This window comes from Streptomyces chiangmaiensis, from assembly GCF_036281785.1.
Lineage (GTDB): Bacteria > Actinomycetota > Actinomycetes > Streptomycetales > Streptomycetaceae > Streptomyces > Streptomyces chiangmaiensis.
On sequence record NZ_JAYWVC010000052.1, the window covers coordinates 27,412 to 42,455 of the forward strand.

At 68.2% G+C, this 15,044-nt stretch carries 8 protein-coding genes; 7 read left to right on the forward strand and 1 reads right to left on the reverse strand.

The window, feature by feature from the left end:
• Nucleotides 1-275 precede the first annotated feature (275 nt).
• Nucleotides 276-3,191 (reverse strand): ABC transporter substrate-binding protein, encoded by a 2,916-nt coding sequence (locus VXC91_RS17670; protein ID WP_329508220.1) that lies wholly within the window; start codon nucleotides 3,189-3,191, stop codon nucleotides 276-278.
• A 349-nt stretch (nucleotides 3,192-3,540) separates the two neighbouring features.
• On the opposite strand from VXC91_RS17670, the gene VXC91_RS17675 reads away from it, so the two are divergent.
• The 7 genes from VXC91_RS17675 (at nucleotide 3,541) to VXC91_RS17720 (ending at nucleotide 14,994) form a co-directional block, all read left to right on the forward strand.
• A complete protein-coding gene (locus VXC91_RS17675) occupies nucleotides 3,541-4,722 on the forward strand; it encodes an ROK family transcriptional regulator (RefSeq protein WP_329508221.1) in 1,182 nt (393 codons plus the stop codon).
• A 420-nt stretch (nucleotides 4,723-5,142) separates the two neighbouring features.
• Entirely contained in the window at nucleotides 5,143-7,020 is a 1,878-nt protein-coding gene (locus VXC91_RS17685) for an alpha-galactosidase D (protein ID WP_329508222.1), read from the forward strand.
• 179 nt (nucleotides 7,021-7,199) lie between these two features.
• Nucleotides 7,200-9,617, forward strand: coding sequence for a glycosyl hydrolase family 95 catalytic domain-containing protein (locus tag VXC91_RS17690; protein WP_329508223.1), 2,418 nt, complete (start codon nucleotides 7,200-7,202; stop codon nucleotides 9,615-9,617).
• Between the two features lie 387 nt (nucleotides 9,618-10,004).
• Complete coding sequence (locus VXC91_RS17695; protein WP_329508224.1) at nucleotides 10,005-11,288, forward strand: SGNH/GDSL hydrolase family protein; 1,284 nt, start codon at nucleotides 10,005-10,007, stop codon at nucleotides 11,286-11,288.
• A gap of 538 nt (nucleotides 11,289-11,826) precedes the next feature.
• Nucleotides 11,827-12,405 (forward strand): hypothetical protein, encoded by a 579-nt coding sequence (locus VXC91_RS17705; RefSeq protein ID WP_329508225.1) that lies wholly within the window; start codon nucleotides 11,827-11,829, stop codon nucleotides 12,403-12,405.
• A gap of 450 nt (nucleotides 12,406-12,855) precedes the next feature.
• Entirely contained in the window at nucleotides 12,856-14,601 is a 1,746-nt protein-coding gene (locus VXC91_RS17715; protein ID WP_329508226.1) for a D-glucuronyl C5-epimerase family protein, read from the forward strand.
• Between the two features lie 198 nt (nucleotides 14,602-14,799).
• A complete protein-coding gene (locus VXC91_RS17720) occupies nucleotides 14,800-14,994 on the forward strand; it encodes a hypothetical protein (RefSeq protein WP_329508227.1) in 195 nt (64 codons plus the stop codon).
• Nucleotides 14,995-15,044: the final 50 nt, after the last annotated feature.

Consider the following 15,044-nt stretch of genomic DNA (forward strand, 5'->3'; position numbering starts at 1 on the left):
GCCCTTCCTCGTGCGCGAAGGAATGGGAACATGCGCCATCCACTGCCTTCCATACGTCCAGCGCATGCCCATGTCAATGGTCCAGACCAAGAGTTAAGGTGGTTCAGACCTATCCGACCCAACCCGGCATCGTTCCGTACGGTGCACAGCAGTCGACGCCGGACGCCTCGACCGCCCACTGTCGGATGCCGTGGCCTGAACGTGGTCACGACCGGCATTCGGATGCCGCGGATGAGCTCCCTCATGGGGCGCTGGATCCAGATTCACAACCTGGGTCACTCGGAATGCGTGATCGCGCACTCCTTCTCCGTCAGGGGGCGGGTGTCGCCGGCCGTACGGCTGCAGACGACGCGAGTCGTGGTGGTGCCGTGGGAATCGCGGCGGACCTCCTTCAGGACGATGCCGTGGCCGGTGCGGTCGCCGTAGAGGGGCGCGTGGGTGAAGTCGATGGTGCCGGTGGCCATGCCCTCGATCTTGACGGTGCGGAGATTGACCCAGGTGGCGGCGCGGCTCTGGGCTGCGTTGTCGCGGGTGGCCGCCTTGTACAGGGCCTGGGTGGCATCGTGTGCCAGAGCGGTCTGGCCGCTGGCCAGGGCCGGGCTCGCGTAGCTCAGGCGCCGGCCGCCGAGGCCCGGCAGGTACTTCGCCGTGTCATCGTAGAAGGAGGTCCTGGGTGCCGCCTTCTGCAGCTCCGCCAGGGTCGCATGGTACAGCGTGACCTTGGGAGCGACGCGGTCCTTGCCGTCGAGGAAGTCGGCCTTGGAGAGGTCGTCGCCGGTCAGGACGGAGATGGCCTTTCCTGCGCAGCCCGATTCGTGGCCCAACTGCTGCATCAGGGGATCGACGTCCTCGACCCGGCCGGCGAAGTAGATCACGGACGGAACGTTCTCGCTCTGGCAGATCTCCTCCAGAGGGAGGTCGGGCTTGCCGTTGAGGAGCCGATAGCGGCGCTGTTCGAGCGATGTGAAGCCTAGCCCATCGAGCATCTGCTGTCCGTAGCGCGCCTGTTCGTCGGTGTACCGGTCGTCGGTCTCGGCCGTGTCGCGGGCCAGCACCAGCGCATGCTGCTTCGTCCCCGCGGTGCGCAACTGGGCGGCTATCAGGCCAAGTTGCCCGGTCTGCCACTCGTCCGGGGCGGCCAGGCTGAACCAGTTGGCGTACTCGCGGGGGAGATAGGTGGCGGAGTTCGTGCCGGAGACGATCGGCAGTCCGGCCTGCATGAGGATGCGCGTGGTCGTGGCGCTGGACTTCAGGTCGCGGCCGCTGCCGACGACACCCACCACGGTCGGGTCATGGGCGGCGTACGCGGCGATTGCCTTGGCCATGACAATCTGATGGTTCAGATCGACGCCGCCGTTCGCGAGCAGGACGCGCAGCTTCACCGGGTAAGTGTCGTTGATGACGACCTGCGCCAGGTAGACGCCCGCCAGTTCCTCGACGCCCTTCACGAGCGACGAGCTGTCCGCGGTATCGGGGCTGAGCGGGCCGGCGTACACCACGGTGACGTAGTCGTCGGCGTTGTGGGCAAGGACGTCCTTGTTCTGCCGGACGATGCGCTGCTCCAGGTCGGCCACGGTCCAGGGCACGTCGTCCGTTCCGGCCACCGCCTTGACACCGTTGCCCGAGCCGGCCTGCGGCAGCCAGTCGGCGAACCGCACGCTGCCCGTCGCGATCCCGATGCACTCCGTCCCCCCGTCGCCGGGTGGTGCGGGCTCACGTCTGGTGTCGCGGTTCGCGGTCAGCACCGACGCCGAGCAGTAGCGGTGGTGCAGCGCCTCGGCCCGCATCACGGCACCCGCCGCCAGCAGGACAACGACCAGGAGCAATGAGTGCAGGGCCCACACCACGCGGGCGAGCGCCGGACGTGCGGACGCTCTCAGATGCGTCTGGCGGTGCTCCAACGGCTCCAACTGGTCGTGGGGCAGCGGTATCTTCATCACCCAGGGCAGGACGGCCCGCTCCCGGCTGGGCGACTGCTCGGCGCGCAGGTTCCTCGCCCACTGCCGGTACCAGGTCCGCAGCCGGTCCTCGAACCCACGCTGGGAGGGCTGCGCGGGGTGCGGCGTGTGGACCACGCTGCGCTCCAGCCGTGACACGTCGTCCGTGCGCACCGCAGCGACGACGAGCAGGGGGTCGAGTTCGCTGCGGCGGCTGCGTACGTCGCTGAGGGCCCGAACCAGTTCGAGGCCGCCGTTGTCCGCGCCGGCACGGGGCAGGAACAGCATGGGCGGGCGCGGGCGTTTGAAGCCACGCAGGTCCCAGCTCCAGCGCCGGTGGTTGTCCCGCAGGTCCTCCCGCAGCGCCAGCACGCACAGTTGGAGGTGGAAATCGTCGCCCTCGCTCAGCGCCTCCGCCACGTCGTAGGCCCGGGCCGCGATCGCCCTCCAGGAGCGCACCGGACGCAGCAGGGACACCTCGGTCGGGTCCTCCTGGTCAGCGGCCTTGAGGAAGGTCGTGGTCATGAACCAGTGACTCTCCCGACGCAGCCACAGGAAGATCGGCGCCCGTCCCGGCAGGAAATAGTTGAGGACCGTCAGAAGCATGAGGAAGACGACGCCCGACGTCAACGCCACCCACCAGGTGGTGCGGGCGAGGAGCGCCGCGAACACGGTCACGAGGCTCGCCGGGAAGACGTGCGCCATGTCGAACAGGGGCAGACCCGAGTGCCAGCGCGATGAGCCCTTCGGCCGCCAGCGCTGCCGGGCCAGCTGGTTCAGCAGCCTCTGACGCTGTTCCCGCGCCGTTCCCGGGCGGCCGGGGGCGGCGGCGCCAAGCGCCTCGACCGCGTCGTCGATGGCGTGCACCAGCCGCAGCCGCGGAAACGCGTAACGCCGGTACACCGCCTTCGGCCCGCCCCAGACCCTGGGATCGCTCAAGGCGCGAACCATGGTCGCGGCCCGCTTGATCTCCAGATCGTTCCGATCGCCGTCGTACTCGTCCGGCACCATCGCGCACCGCGTGCCATGCGCCTCCTGGCCCGCGTACAGCTGCCGCACCACATCGGCGGCGGCATCGTCGTCCGCGCCGTCCTCGGCGTGCACGACGAACACGGGGATCGGTGGTTCGCTCGTACGGAAGTCCTGGATCACGCTCTCGAGTTGATTCTGGACATGGACACCGGCACCGGTCTCCGGCGCCCCGTCATGGTTCCCGGGGCAGTCCCGGAGCCCTCTGTGATCACCGCCCGCCATCGCCAACCCCCTTGTCGCGTAGCCGAATTACCAGGCTATCCGGTGCCGCTGACACAGGACGCGACAAGAGGCGAGCCTTCACACAGCCGCCCTCTCCGGCGGTACCGATGCATCGGCCCACCGTGCCCGTATGGGAACGATCAACGGGGTCGAAGGAGATCGCAGACGTTGACCTCACGGTCGGAGAGTGCCGCACAGGAGCAGCGCGCAGCCAACTCTGCCTTTGATCATGTGCCAACGCATTGCAAATATCTCTGTTTTCTAGGCTCATCGCGGTCAACTCAAACCTTTTGAAAGAAGCTTGCTTCTTTCATTGACAGCGAAAAAGAACCACCCTAGGTTTCCGGCCATGCGCTCGACCCCCTCCCCTGAGGCGGCCCCGGCGATGACGCCGGCCGCTTCGCTGGTCTTCACCACCCTGCTCTCCAACGGTCCGATCACCCGGGCGGAGACGGCGCGGCGGACCAGGCTCTCCCCGGCCGCCATCACCAAGGCGGTTCGTCCGCTGATGGAGCTCGGCTACCTGGTCGAGGGTGTGGACGAAGGGGCGCGGCCCGCCGTGGGACGTCCGGCCAGCCTGGTGTGGGTGGACGCGGGAAGAGCACTGTTCATCGGGATCAAGGTGACAGGCGACGAGATCATCGCCGTCCTGGCCGACTTGTGCTGCCGTGTCCGGATCCCCCGGCACGTACGACTCAAGGGCCGCGACCCGGAGAAAGTTCTCCCCGCCATCACCGCGCTGGTGCAGGAACTGCTCACGGAGGCCGACGGGTTCGGTGTACCGGTGCGGGGGCTGGGCATCGCGATCTCGGGGGACGTGGACCGCGCGGACGGCGTGGTCCGCTACTCGCCCTTCCTGGAGTGGCGGGACGTGCCGCTCGCCGAGATCGTGGGGACCGCGACCGGGCTGCCGGTCACGGTCGACAACGACGTGCGGGCGCTCACGGTCGCCGAGCATTGGTTCGGGGCCGGAGTCGGGCTCTCGAACTTCGCCCTGGTGACCGTGGGCGCCGGTATCGGCTGTGGCCTGGTGGTGCACGGACGGGTGGTGTCGGGCGCGCACGGCGTGGCCGGCGAGATCGGACATCTGTCCCTCGACCCGCTCGGCCCGCTCTGCCACTGCGGCAACCGGGGGTGCGTAGAGGCGATCGCGGCGGACCCGGCGATACTCCGCGGAATGCGCGAGGCCACAGGCAAGAACGTCACCGCTGCGGCCGAGGCGCTGGACCTGGCCCACAGCGGAGACCCCGGTGTCCGACAAGTCTACGCACGGGCCGGTGAAGCCATCGGCAAGGCCATCGGCTCCCTGGTGAACCTCCTCGGTCCCGAGCGGGTGATCATCTCCGGGGAGGGCTTGGCCGCCTACGACCTTTTCGCCGAGGGCATCCGGGACGCGTTCGCCGCGTCGGCCTTCGGTACCGCTTCGCAATGCGACGTGATGACACGTCCCCTGCCCTTCGAGCAGTGGGCGCGTGGGGCCGCGGCCACCGCGATCCAGTCCTTCATCGGATCAGACACGTACGAGGAGTAGCCATGACGCTGCAGAGCCGCAGCCCTCAGACCGCCCCGAGACCCAGCCGCAGAACGGTGCTCCAGGGGCCGTTCGGCGCCGGGGATCGAGACGGGTGACAAGCGTCCGATCACCTCGGCATCGGCCAATCTCCAGGGCGCGTACTTCACCGACCCCGACGTCATGGCGGCAGGTCCTCTCATGACTGCGATCCCCACACTGCTGGTGTACTTCGCGCTGCAGCGACAGTTCATCAGCGGACCCACCATCAGCTCGGGCAAGGGCTGAGCCGCCGGCCCGACGCCCCGGGCGGTCGGTTGCCCGGCCGCTTCCCCCGGCGTCCTGCCCGGAACAATGCCGTCCCCTGCCCGGAACAACGCCCGTCCCCCACCGGGTGCAACCGCGCGACTGCGCTCATCCCACCATCAGGAGGCCCGACCCATGCGGTCATCCTCGTACAGAGCCCTGCGTGGAGCCCTCACCGGCTCCCCGCGCCGTACCCTCAGAACGATGCTGGTCCTGGCCGTGACAGCCGGGCTCGTCACGGCGGTTCCGGTTGCGGCCGCCCAGGCCACGGCCGCGCCCTCCAAGTCCGTGGCCGCGGCCGCCACTTCGGCTGCGGCCACCGCGGACGCCACCTCGGACATGGCGGCCAAGCCGTACATGGGCTGGTCCAGTTGGAGCATGCAGTCCTCCAAGTACCCAGGCCTGAACCCGGACGGCAACTACAGCTACCTCACCGAGGCGAACGTCCTGAAGCAGGCGGACGCCCTCGCCGACACGCTGAAGAAGTACGGCTACAACTACGTCAACATCGACGCCGGTTGGTGGATGGACTACAACTGGACGCCTGAGTACGACCAATACGGCCGGCAGACGCCCGACCCGGTCCGATTCCCGCGCGGCATGAAGGCGGTCGCCGACCACATCCACTCCAAGGGCCTCAAGGCCGGCATCTACCTGCCCGTCGGCCTGGAGAAAGGGGGGTACGGCGACGGCAAGCTGCCGATCTGGAACGCCCCCGGCTGCACCACCGCGGACGTCGTCTACCCGGACCTGCGTACTACCAACGGCTGGGACAGCGCATACAAGCTGAACTTCGACAACCCCTGCGCGCAGAAGTACATCGACTCGCAGGCGCAGATGTTCGCGGACTGGGGTTACGACTTCCTGAAGTTGGACGGGGTGGGCCCGGGCTCCTTCAAGTCCGGTGACAACTACAACAACGTTGCGGACGTGGCCGCCTGGCACAAGGCCATCGCAGCCAGCGGGCGCCCGATGCATCTGGAGCTCTCCTGGTCGCTCGACATCGGTCACGCCGCCGACTGGAAGAAGTACTCCAACGGCTGGCGCATCGACACCGACGTCGAGTGCTACTGCGACACCCTGGTCAGCTGGGAGAACTCGGTCAACGATCGGTGGAACGACGCCCCCGCATGGAGCAGCAAGGCGGGCCCGGGAGGCTGGAACGACCTCGACGCGATCGACGTCGGCAACGGGGCGATGGACGGCCTCACCAACGCCGAACGGCAGAGCTACATGACCCTGTGGGCCATCAACAAGTCGCCGCTGTTCACCGGTGACGACCTCACCAAGCTGGACAGCTACGGTCTCTCCCTGCTGACCAACCAGGAAGTCATCGCCGTCGACCAGAACAGCTCGCCCGTCGCGCGCCCCGTCACCCCGATGGGCGACCAGCAGGTCTGGGGAACCAAGAACTCCGACGGCAGTTACACCGTCGCCCTGTTCAACCTCGGCAGTGCGCCCGCCTCGGTCACCGCCAACTGGGCGTCCTTCGGATTCGCCGGCGCGGCCTCCGTGCGCGACCTGTGGAGCCACCAGGACCTCGGGACGTACAAGAACAAGATCACCGCGACGCTGCCCGCACACGGCTCACGGCTGTTCACCGTCAAGCCCGGCGGCGCCCCGCTGGCAACCACCGGCTACGAGGCCGAGTCCGCGAACAACACCCTGACCGGCAACGCCACCGTGGCCGGATGCGACTCCTGCTCCGGCGGCAAGAAGATCGGCAACCTCTACCTCGACAGCAAGCTGCAGTTCAACGACGTCACGGTGAAGAAGGCCGGCATCTACACCGTCAACGTCGCGTACGTCAGCGGCGACCCCCGCTCGGTGACCGTCTACTCCAACAGCGGCAACGGCACCAGTCTCAGATTCCCCTCCACGGGCGACTGGGGCACGGTCGAGACCGTCAGCGTCCAGTTGGCACTGAAGGCGGGCCCCAACACCATCACGTTCGACAGCGGCTGGGACTACTCCCCTGACATCGACAGGATCGACGTTCCCAAGTCCGTCTGACCCATCCCGCGGGGCCCGGGAGTGACACGACCCGGGCCCCGCACCCGGGACCACCCCGCCCGACACGGTTCCCGCAGCGTCCGGCGTGCCCACGCACGCCTGATGCGCCTCAGACAACGCCCGACGGCCCGCATCCGTCGTTCCCTCATGCGCCATTCCCCGGACATGGAGTGCACAACGTGGACATCCAGCACACCGAATCGCGCGACAACCGCCCGAGCCGCAGGGGCTTCCTCGCGCTCGCCGCCACTGCCGGCGCGGTCGCCGCCCTCGGCGGTCTGCCGGCCTACACCGCCTCGGCGGCCCCCGTCCGCCCCACCGACTCTCCCCTGCTGTCCGCGGCCGCCGCCGCGAAGAACCAGCTCTGGTGGCAGGCTCCCGGCTCCCCCAACTCGATGATCCAGCAGGGCCTTCCGGTCGGGAACGGGCGCCTTGGAGCGCTCGCGAGCAACGACCCCTCCAGCGAACTGCTGATGATCACCGACGCCACCCTGTGGACCGGTGACCTCAACGACACCCTCGACGCCGACGGCCAGTTCCCCTACGAACGGGAGCACTTCGGCTCCCTCACCCTGCTGGCCAAGCTCATCGTCGACATCCCCGGGCATGACCTGGGGTCCGTCGACAACTACCGTCGCTCCCTCGACCTGGCCCAGGGCCTCGTCAGTGCCTCGTACGATCTGTCCGGCGTCACCTACCAGCGGCAGATCTTCGCCAGCCGCCCGGACGACGTCATCGTCCTTTACTTCTCCCAGCAGGGCAGCGGCACCTACACCGGTACCGTCTCCCTCGCGGGCACCCATGGCGAGTCCACCACCGCCGACGGCGCCGAGCGATACGCCTCGTTCGGCGGCTCCTTGACCAACGGGCTGAAGTACGGCGCCGCCGTCACCGCGTACAGCAGCGACGGCACGGTCGCCGTCAGCGGTACGTCGATCTCCTTCGACGGCTGCAAGGACCTCACCGTCGTCGTCAGTGGCGGCACCAACTACGCGCCCGACGCGGCCGCCGGGTTCCGCGACCCGTCTCTGGCCCCGGAGCGCCTGGCACGGACCAAGGTCCTGAACGCGGCCGGCCACACGGCGAGCACCCTCCTGCACACCCATGTCGCCGACTTCCGCCCGGTGTTCGAGCAGCTGGACATCAACCTCGGCACGTCGTCCGCCGCACAGCTCAAGCTGGACACCTGGCAACGGGTACAGGCCCGCTACCGGGACAACGTCCCTGACCCGGAACTCGAGGCCGCCTACCTGCAGTTCGGTCGCTACCTGATGATCTCCGGGTCGCGGGACAGCCTGCCGATGGGCCTGCAGGGCCCCTGGCTGGACGGCAACGACCCGGACTGGATGGGCGACTACCACACCGACGTCAACATCCAGATGAACTACTGGATGGCCGACCGCGCCGGCCTGTCCGGCTGCTTCGACGCGTTCACGGACTACTGCGTCGCACAGTTGCCTTCCTGGACGGACGTCACCCAGCGGCTGTTCAACAGCCCGACCAACAGGTATCGCAACTCCAGCGGCAAGATCGCCGGTTGGACCGTCGCCATCTCCACCAACCCCTACGGCGGAGGCGGCTGGTGGTGGCACCCGGCCGGCAACGCCTGGATCTGCCAAGGCCTGTTCGAGCACTACGAGTACACCCAGGACCGCGCCTACCTCGAGAAGGTATACCCCCTCATCAAGGGCGCCGTGGAGTTCTGGGAGGCCCGCCTCATCACCACGACGGTCACCGACGCCTCCGGAGCCTCGCGCGAGGTCCTCATCGCCGACAGCGACTGGTCGCCCGAGCAGGGTCCGCTCGACGCCAAGGGCATCACCTACGCCCAGGAACTGGTGTGGAACCTGTTCGGCAACTACCACACCACAACTCAGATACTCGGCAAGGACAACTCCTACAGCGCGACCGTCGACGGTCTGCGTGAGCGCCTGTATCTGCCCGTGGTCAGCCCCAAGACCGGCTGGCTGGAAGAGTGGATGTCGCCCGACAACCTCGGCGAGACGACGCACCGGCACCTCTCCCCGCTCATCGGCCTCTTCCCCGGCGACCGGATCCGCCCGGACGACTCCACGCCGAAGGACATCCTCGCCGGCACGACGGCCCTCCTGACCGCCCGCGGCATGAACAGCTACGGCTGGTCCAACGCCTGGCGCAGCCTGTGCTGGGCACGGCTGAAGAACGCGGAGAAGGCCTACCAGCTCGTCGTCAACAACCTGAAGCCGTCGGTGAACGGCAGCAACGGCAGCGCGCCGAACCTCTTCGACATCATGGACATGGGGCAGGGCCGCGGCATCTTCCAGATCGACGCGAACTTCGGCACCCCCTCCGCGATCATCGAGATGCTGGTCTATTCGCGGCCGGGCCACGTCGAGTTGCTGCCCGCGCTGCCCGCGGCGTGGGCGGCATCGGGCTCGGTATCCGGCGTAGGCGTCCGCGGCGGGTTCGTCGCCGACCTCAGCTGGAAGAACGGCAAGGTCACCCAGGTGACGCTGAAGAGCGTCGGCGGCCGCGACACAACCGTCATCGCGGGCAGCGCCTCGCGGAAGATCAGCCTCACCCCCGGTAAGTCCGTCACGCTGGGCAACCTCGGATGAGGCCGGCTCGGCACACGTGACCGGAGGGCCCGTTCGGCCCGCGTAGCGACGCCCTGCGGGCAAGGGTCCGCCGCGCTGGTCGTGGCGGTCAGGACCAGTCCCTGACCGCCACATCGGCGGCGTGTGTGCAACCGCCGAAGACACCCCACCCCTTGTGACGTGTCATTCGACTGACCGTCCTCCTGTCCGGAATACCGTCTGTGACCTGAAGCCGGACCGGGTCGAACTTCCCCACAGAGACGGGGATTCAGGGCGTCCGCAGCATGCTGCGCGTCCTCGCCGGGTGGACATGGGGATGATGCCGCCTCGTACGCCCCCACAGCACCGCAACCCAGAGCCGGTGAGCCCAGCCCACCGCAGACGACGAGAAGAGTGGAGAGATTGACGATGTCCCCCAAGAAGGGAAGCCTCGCGGCGGGTTGCCGACCGAGTCGCAGGTCCTTGCTGTCCGTGGTCGGCGCGCTGACCGGTATGGCCCTGGCGGTCGTTCCGCTGAGCACCGCGAACATGGCAAGCGCCGCCACGTCTGCGTCGGTCGCCAAGGGCACCCGGGTCAGTGCCTGGTCACCCAGCATGACGACCGGCGGCCCGTCCTTCACCAACCAGACCATCCGGATGGTGGTGCACAGCAGCGTCGCGGGTTCGGGCGCACGCATCACCCTGTCCAACCGGTACAGCACCACCCCGCTCGAGGTCAGCGCCGTGGACGTGGCCGTCCAGGCCGGCGGTGGAGAGGCGACGCGCGGTACCACCCGAAACGTCACCTTCGGCAACTCCGTCCACGTCACGATCCCCGCCGGCGAAGAGGCGGTCAGCGACGTCATCCCGATCTCGGTCAGCGCCGGGGAGAACCTGCTCGTCAGCCTCTACGTGCCCGGCACGACGGGCACGTCGACGTGGCACTCCGACGCATTCGACACGACCTACATCGCCTCGGGCAATCACACCGGTGACGACAGTTCCGCCGCGTTCGGCACCACCACGACCTCGTGGTACTACCTGGCAGGACTGGACGTGGTGTCGCCGACCGCGAGGGGCACCGTCGTCGCTTTCGGCGACTCCATCACCGACGGCTACCACTCCTCCACGAGCACCTACACCCGGTGGCCGGACTTCCTTGGACGTCGGCTGGGCACCGAGCCTGGCCCACAGAGGCTGAGTGTCATCGACGCCGGCATCGGCGGCAACCGCGTACTCACCGACGTCCCCAACCTGTGGCAGGGGGTCAGCGCCCTCAAGCGCTTCGGGCACGATGCCCTCGGCCAGCCAGGTGTCAAGGACGTGATCCTCTTCGAAGGCATCAACGACATCGGCAACAACGCCGGCCCCGACGGCCGGCCGCTGACCGCCCAGGACCTCATCGACGGCTACCGCACCCTGATCGACGAGGCGCATGCCGCGCACGTCGACGTCATCGGCGCAACCCTGATGCCCGACGAGGGCAACGGGTACTACACGCCTGCCGCCGAGACGATCCGCCAGAGCGTCAACCAGTGGATTCGCACCAGCGGTGCCTTCGACGGCGTCATCGACTTCGACCAGACCATGCGCGACCCCGCACACCCCGCGGCCCTCAACCCGGCCTACGACTCAGGCGACCACATCCACCCCAACGACGCGGGCATGAAGGCCATGGCCGACGCGATCGACCTGCGGCTCCTGCACAGCTGACACACGCAGGACCGGTCCCCGCCGAGGTGGCGCCCCCGAGCTCGGAACGGCTCGCGGGCGCCACCGTCCTTTTCCGGCACTGAAAGCCGGCCAACAGTTCCGGCTCGTCGTTGAGCACGCGGCGCCGCAGCGGTCGCTCGCCTTCGGCGTTGACGACCACGCGGTGGTGGTGGGTCTCGCCGATGTCCGTCCCTGCCCCGATCCGGGCCACGGATGCCTCCGGTCGTTCGATGCGCACTTGTCTCCCGGACGACCTCGCCGGCATGGTCCTACTCAGGGATACACATGCAGTGCTCGCAGCTCCTGATCAGCGGTCGAGTCGTCGTGAGACGCCGAGCGGCCTCGCCGACGCCCGCACTACGTCAGCGCGGCACCGTGCGCCAGCCGGGATGTGACCTCGCCGTACTATGAGAAAGCTGTCAACAGTCTTCGCGGCGCAGCAGGACGTCGACGCGTTGCCCGCGTGCCGTGCACACAGCAGGGCGATTCACCATGGGCGGCGGTTCGCTGGACCGGCAGCTGTCAGCAGAAACAGGCAATGATGAGCGAGCAGAGCAACCCCACTGCCCCCTCCGGTACGACGGCCGGCGAACTCTCACTCGAAGGCTCCAGGCTGCTCCGCCGCCGACGGCGGGTTCTACGGCAGCTCGGCTTGTGCGTGCTCGCGCTCGTGCCGTGGACCATCTACCTGGCGGTGTCGCTGCCGGATCGCTTTGAGGCCCGGCACTGGCCCTGGGTGTGGGTGGGCTTCGACGTGATGCTGCTCGTGACACTGGCCGGTGCGGGAGTGGCGGTGCGGCTGAGACGGCAGGTCCTGGTCCCGTTGTCGTTCGTGGCAGCCACGCTCCTCCTGTGCGATGCCTGGTTCGACGTTTCCCTGAGCTGGGGAAAGGAGGATGTGTGGGCAAGCGCCGCCTCGGCCGTGCTGGTCGAGCTGCCTCTTGCCGTCCTGCTCATCATGCGGGCGCGACGGGCGCTGAAGATATCGGTGGGGCTGGCCTGGCAGCGGCTCGGCCTGGCGGGAGATCCTCCGCCGCTGCACAAAATGCCGTTGTTCGTTGCCCTCGCATCATCGTGGAGCAATGAGGCTGCCGTAAAGGGGGCCGAGGACGTCTAACGTCGCCGAACGCGACTTCGGTTACCACCCGCTGCTGTGCTTCCTGGACAACACCGGCGAAGCCTTGTCCGGCCTGCCAGGGCGGGCAATGCCGGGCCCAACGAAGGACATCGAGATTCTGGCGCTCAGGCACCAACTACTCGTCCTTCAACGCCAGGTCGGCAAGCCCGATTTCGCCGACGCCGACCGCGCAATCCTCGCCGGCCTGCAATCAACCAACCAGCCAGTGCAGATGAGAAATCTGGAAGTACGCCGACGAGACCGACTCGGCGGTACCCTCCACCAGGATCAACATGTCGCGTGACCAGGCCGGATGATTTATCGGCACCCACAAGGCACACGATCTCTCCGGGACCGCCGCTTCCTGCACGACAGAACCGCGGCGGCCCCGGACCTCCCCACCCCTGCCCCCTGTGGCATCTGCATCCGTCTGCATCAAAGGAGTTGTACGTGCCAGGTCAAGAACGCACCGACATCGACCGCCGCCGGTTCATCCGCCTCACCGGCGGCTCCACACTCGGCGCGCTCGCCGTGGGGGGCGCCGCCTCCCCCGCCCTGGGCGCCGGCGCCGTCGGCCACCCCACCGCGCCGCACCCGGCGGTACCCATGTCCCAGGTGCTCAGCCTGCCGCACACCCCCGCGCCGACCACCACCCTGGGCCCCGCGCCGGAGCAGTTCACCGGCGGCACGATCACACCATCGAGCAGACGGATCCCCTACACCACCAGCACGGTCAACCCGCAGGCCGTCGCCGACGACGTGCCCACCACACTGCCGTTCGAGTTCAACACCAGCGGCTACCAGATCGTGGACGTGCCCGAGGAGCTGCGCCCGTGGCGCAACCGGCCCGTCGTCAAGGGCGACGCGGGCGCCTACGTCGACGCCCAGGGCGTCCGCATGTTCTACAACGACCCCAACGTGTTCATCAACGGCGACGGCAAGCTCTACGACCACCCCGTCACGCAGATCCAGTACGGCCTGGGCTGCCTCGCCTCCTATCGCACCACCGGCGACCCGTGGTTCCTCACCCGCGCCAAGGCCCAGGCCCAAAGACAGATCGACCGGCGCGTGGAGACCCGCGGCGCCTGGTACTTCCCCTACCCCTTCAACTACACCCACAACGAGCACAGCGGCCTCATCTACACCGCCCCCTGGTACTCCGGCATGGCCCAGGGCGAGGCGATATCCCTGTTCATCCAGCTCGCCCAGCTCACCGAGATCACCGACGCCGAGCGCACCCAGTACCTGGCCGCGGCCGACGGCGCATTCGCCTCACTGCTGCGCGCCGACGACGCCGACCCATGGGTGGTCAACAAGGACAGCTCGGGCTTCTTCTGGATCCAGGAATACCCCATCGACGCCCCGGGCACCTCGGACTACACCTTCAACGGCATGATCTTCGCGCTGTTCGGCCTGTGGGACTACTACCAGCAGACCCAGAACGCGCTGGCGCTGCAGCTGTGGGACGGCGGCCTGACCACGATCAACAACTACTACCCGCGGCTGCGCAACACCCGCTGGGTCTCCTACTACTGCAACACCCACCGCATCGCGCCACTCTCCTACCATCACCACCACCTCGACCTGTTCATGCAACTGCAGTGGTTCTCCGGCCACTACGCCTTCGCCCGCGAGATGGACCAGCTCCTGGACGACTACCCCTACCCGGACCTGGTATCCGCGGACCTGCCGAACGGCGGCACCATCGCCTTCGCCGCCGGCACCCACACCCTCTACCAATTCGCCACCACCTCCACCGGCGCCTACGACCCCGCAAAGGACGACGCCCAGACCGCCACCCAGCAGGTCACCTTCAGCCGGGCCACCGCCGCCCCCGCCACGATGCGCCGCCGCATCCACGGCCGCGGCGTGTACTACCGCATCAGCGCCGGCGCTTACAGCGGCTGGTGGGTCGGCGAGTACTACCCCAACGTCTTCCTGCGCGGCCAGTGGTGGACCAAGACCTACCTACCCGCCCGCACCCTGACCTTCCCCGCCAACACCCCCGTCGACGTCTTCAAGTACGGCACCGACGGCACGGTCGGCACCACCAAGACGGTCCAATGGGACCACCCCTCCAACGCCCCGTTCGACCAGCGCGCCACCATCAACGGCCGCCCCATGCTGCGCATCAGCGCCGGCTCGCTCACCGGCTACTGGGTATGGCAGGGCAACGTCACCACCGACGGCATCTGACACACCTCCCGCGGTGCGGGGCCCCATGACTCATGGATCCCCGCACCCCGTATCCCGCCACCCCGGACCGACTTCCGCCAGCGCTTCCAGCTCTCCCCGTACGTAACCTCGATGACCTACGGCGCCGACCACCACCAGGTTGCCGGAGGAGCCGAGAAAGCCTCTAGGATCCGGTTGATCACCTGACTGGGGAGGGACATGGCCGAGGGCCGGGAAACGGACGCGGTCGCCGAGAGACCGGTGGAGCTCGCCTACCGGCCGATCGTCGGCGAATTGGCGTCCGCTCTGCGGGCACGCGCGAGGAGCACCGGCGCGGGACGCTTTCGGCGCCGGGCGCTGGTCTGGACGGTGGGGGGCACGGCCGTCGGCGCCCTGCTGTCGTCGGTGGGCTGAAGCCGCTGTCGACGGCAGCATCCTTGGGCAGCGCCGTCATCACCTGGGTG

Coding starts and splice junctions, on each gene's coding strand:
- VXC91_RS17670 (WP_329508220.1), bottom strand. CDS start 3,191: ATGGCGGGCGGTGATCACAGAGGGCTCCGGGACTGCCCCGGGAACCAT.
- VXC91_RS17675 (WP_329508221.1), top strand. CDS start 3,541: ATGCGCTCGACCCCCTCCCCTGAGGCGGCCCCGGCGATGACGCCGGCC.
- VXC91_RS17685 (WP_329508222.1), top strand. CDS start 5,143: ATGCGGTCATCCTCGTACAGAGCCCTGCGTGGAGCCCTCACCGGCTCC.
- VXC91_RS17695 (WP_329508224.1), top strand. CDS start 10,005: ATGTCCCCCAAGAAGGGAAGCCTCGCGGCGGGTTGCCGACCGAGTCGC.
- VXC91_RS17705 (WP_329508225.1), top strand. CDS start 11,827: ATGATGAGCGAGCAGAGCAACCCCACTGCCCCCTCCGGTACGACGGCC.
- VXC91_RS17720 (WP_329508227.1), top strand. CDS start 14,800: ATGGCCGAGGGCCGGGAAACGGACGCGGTCGCCGAGAGACCGGTGGAG.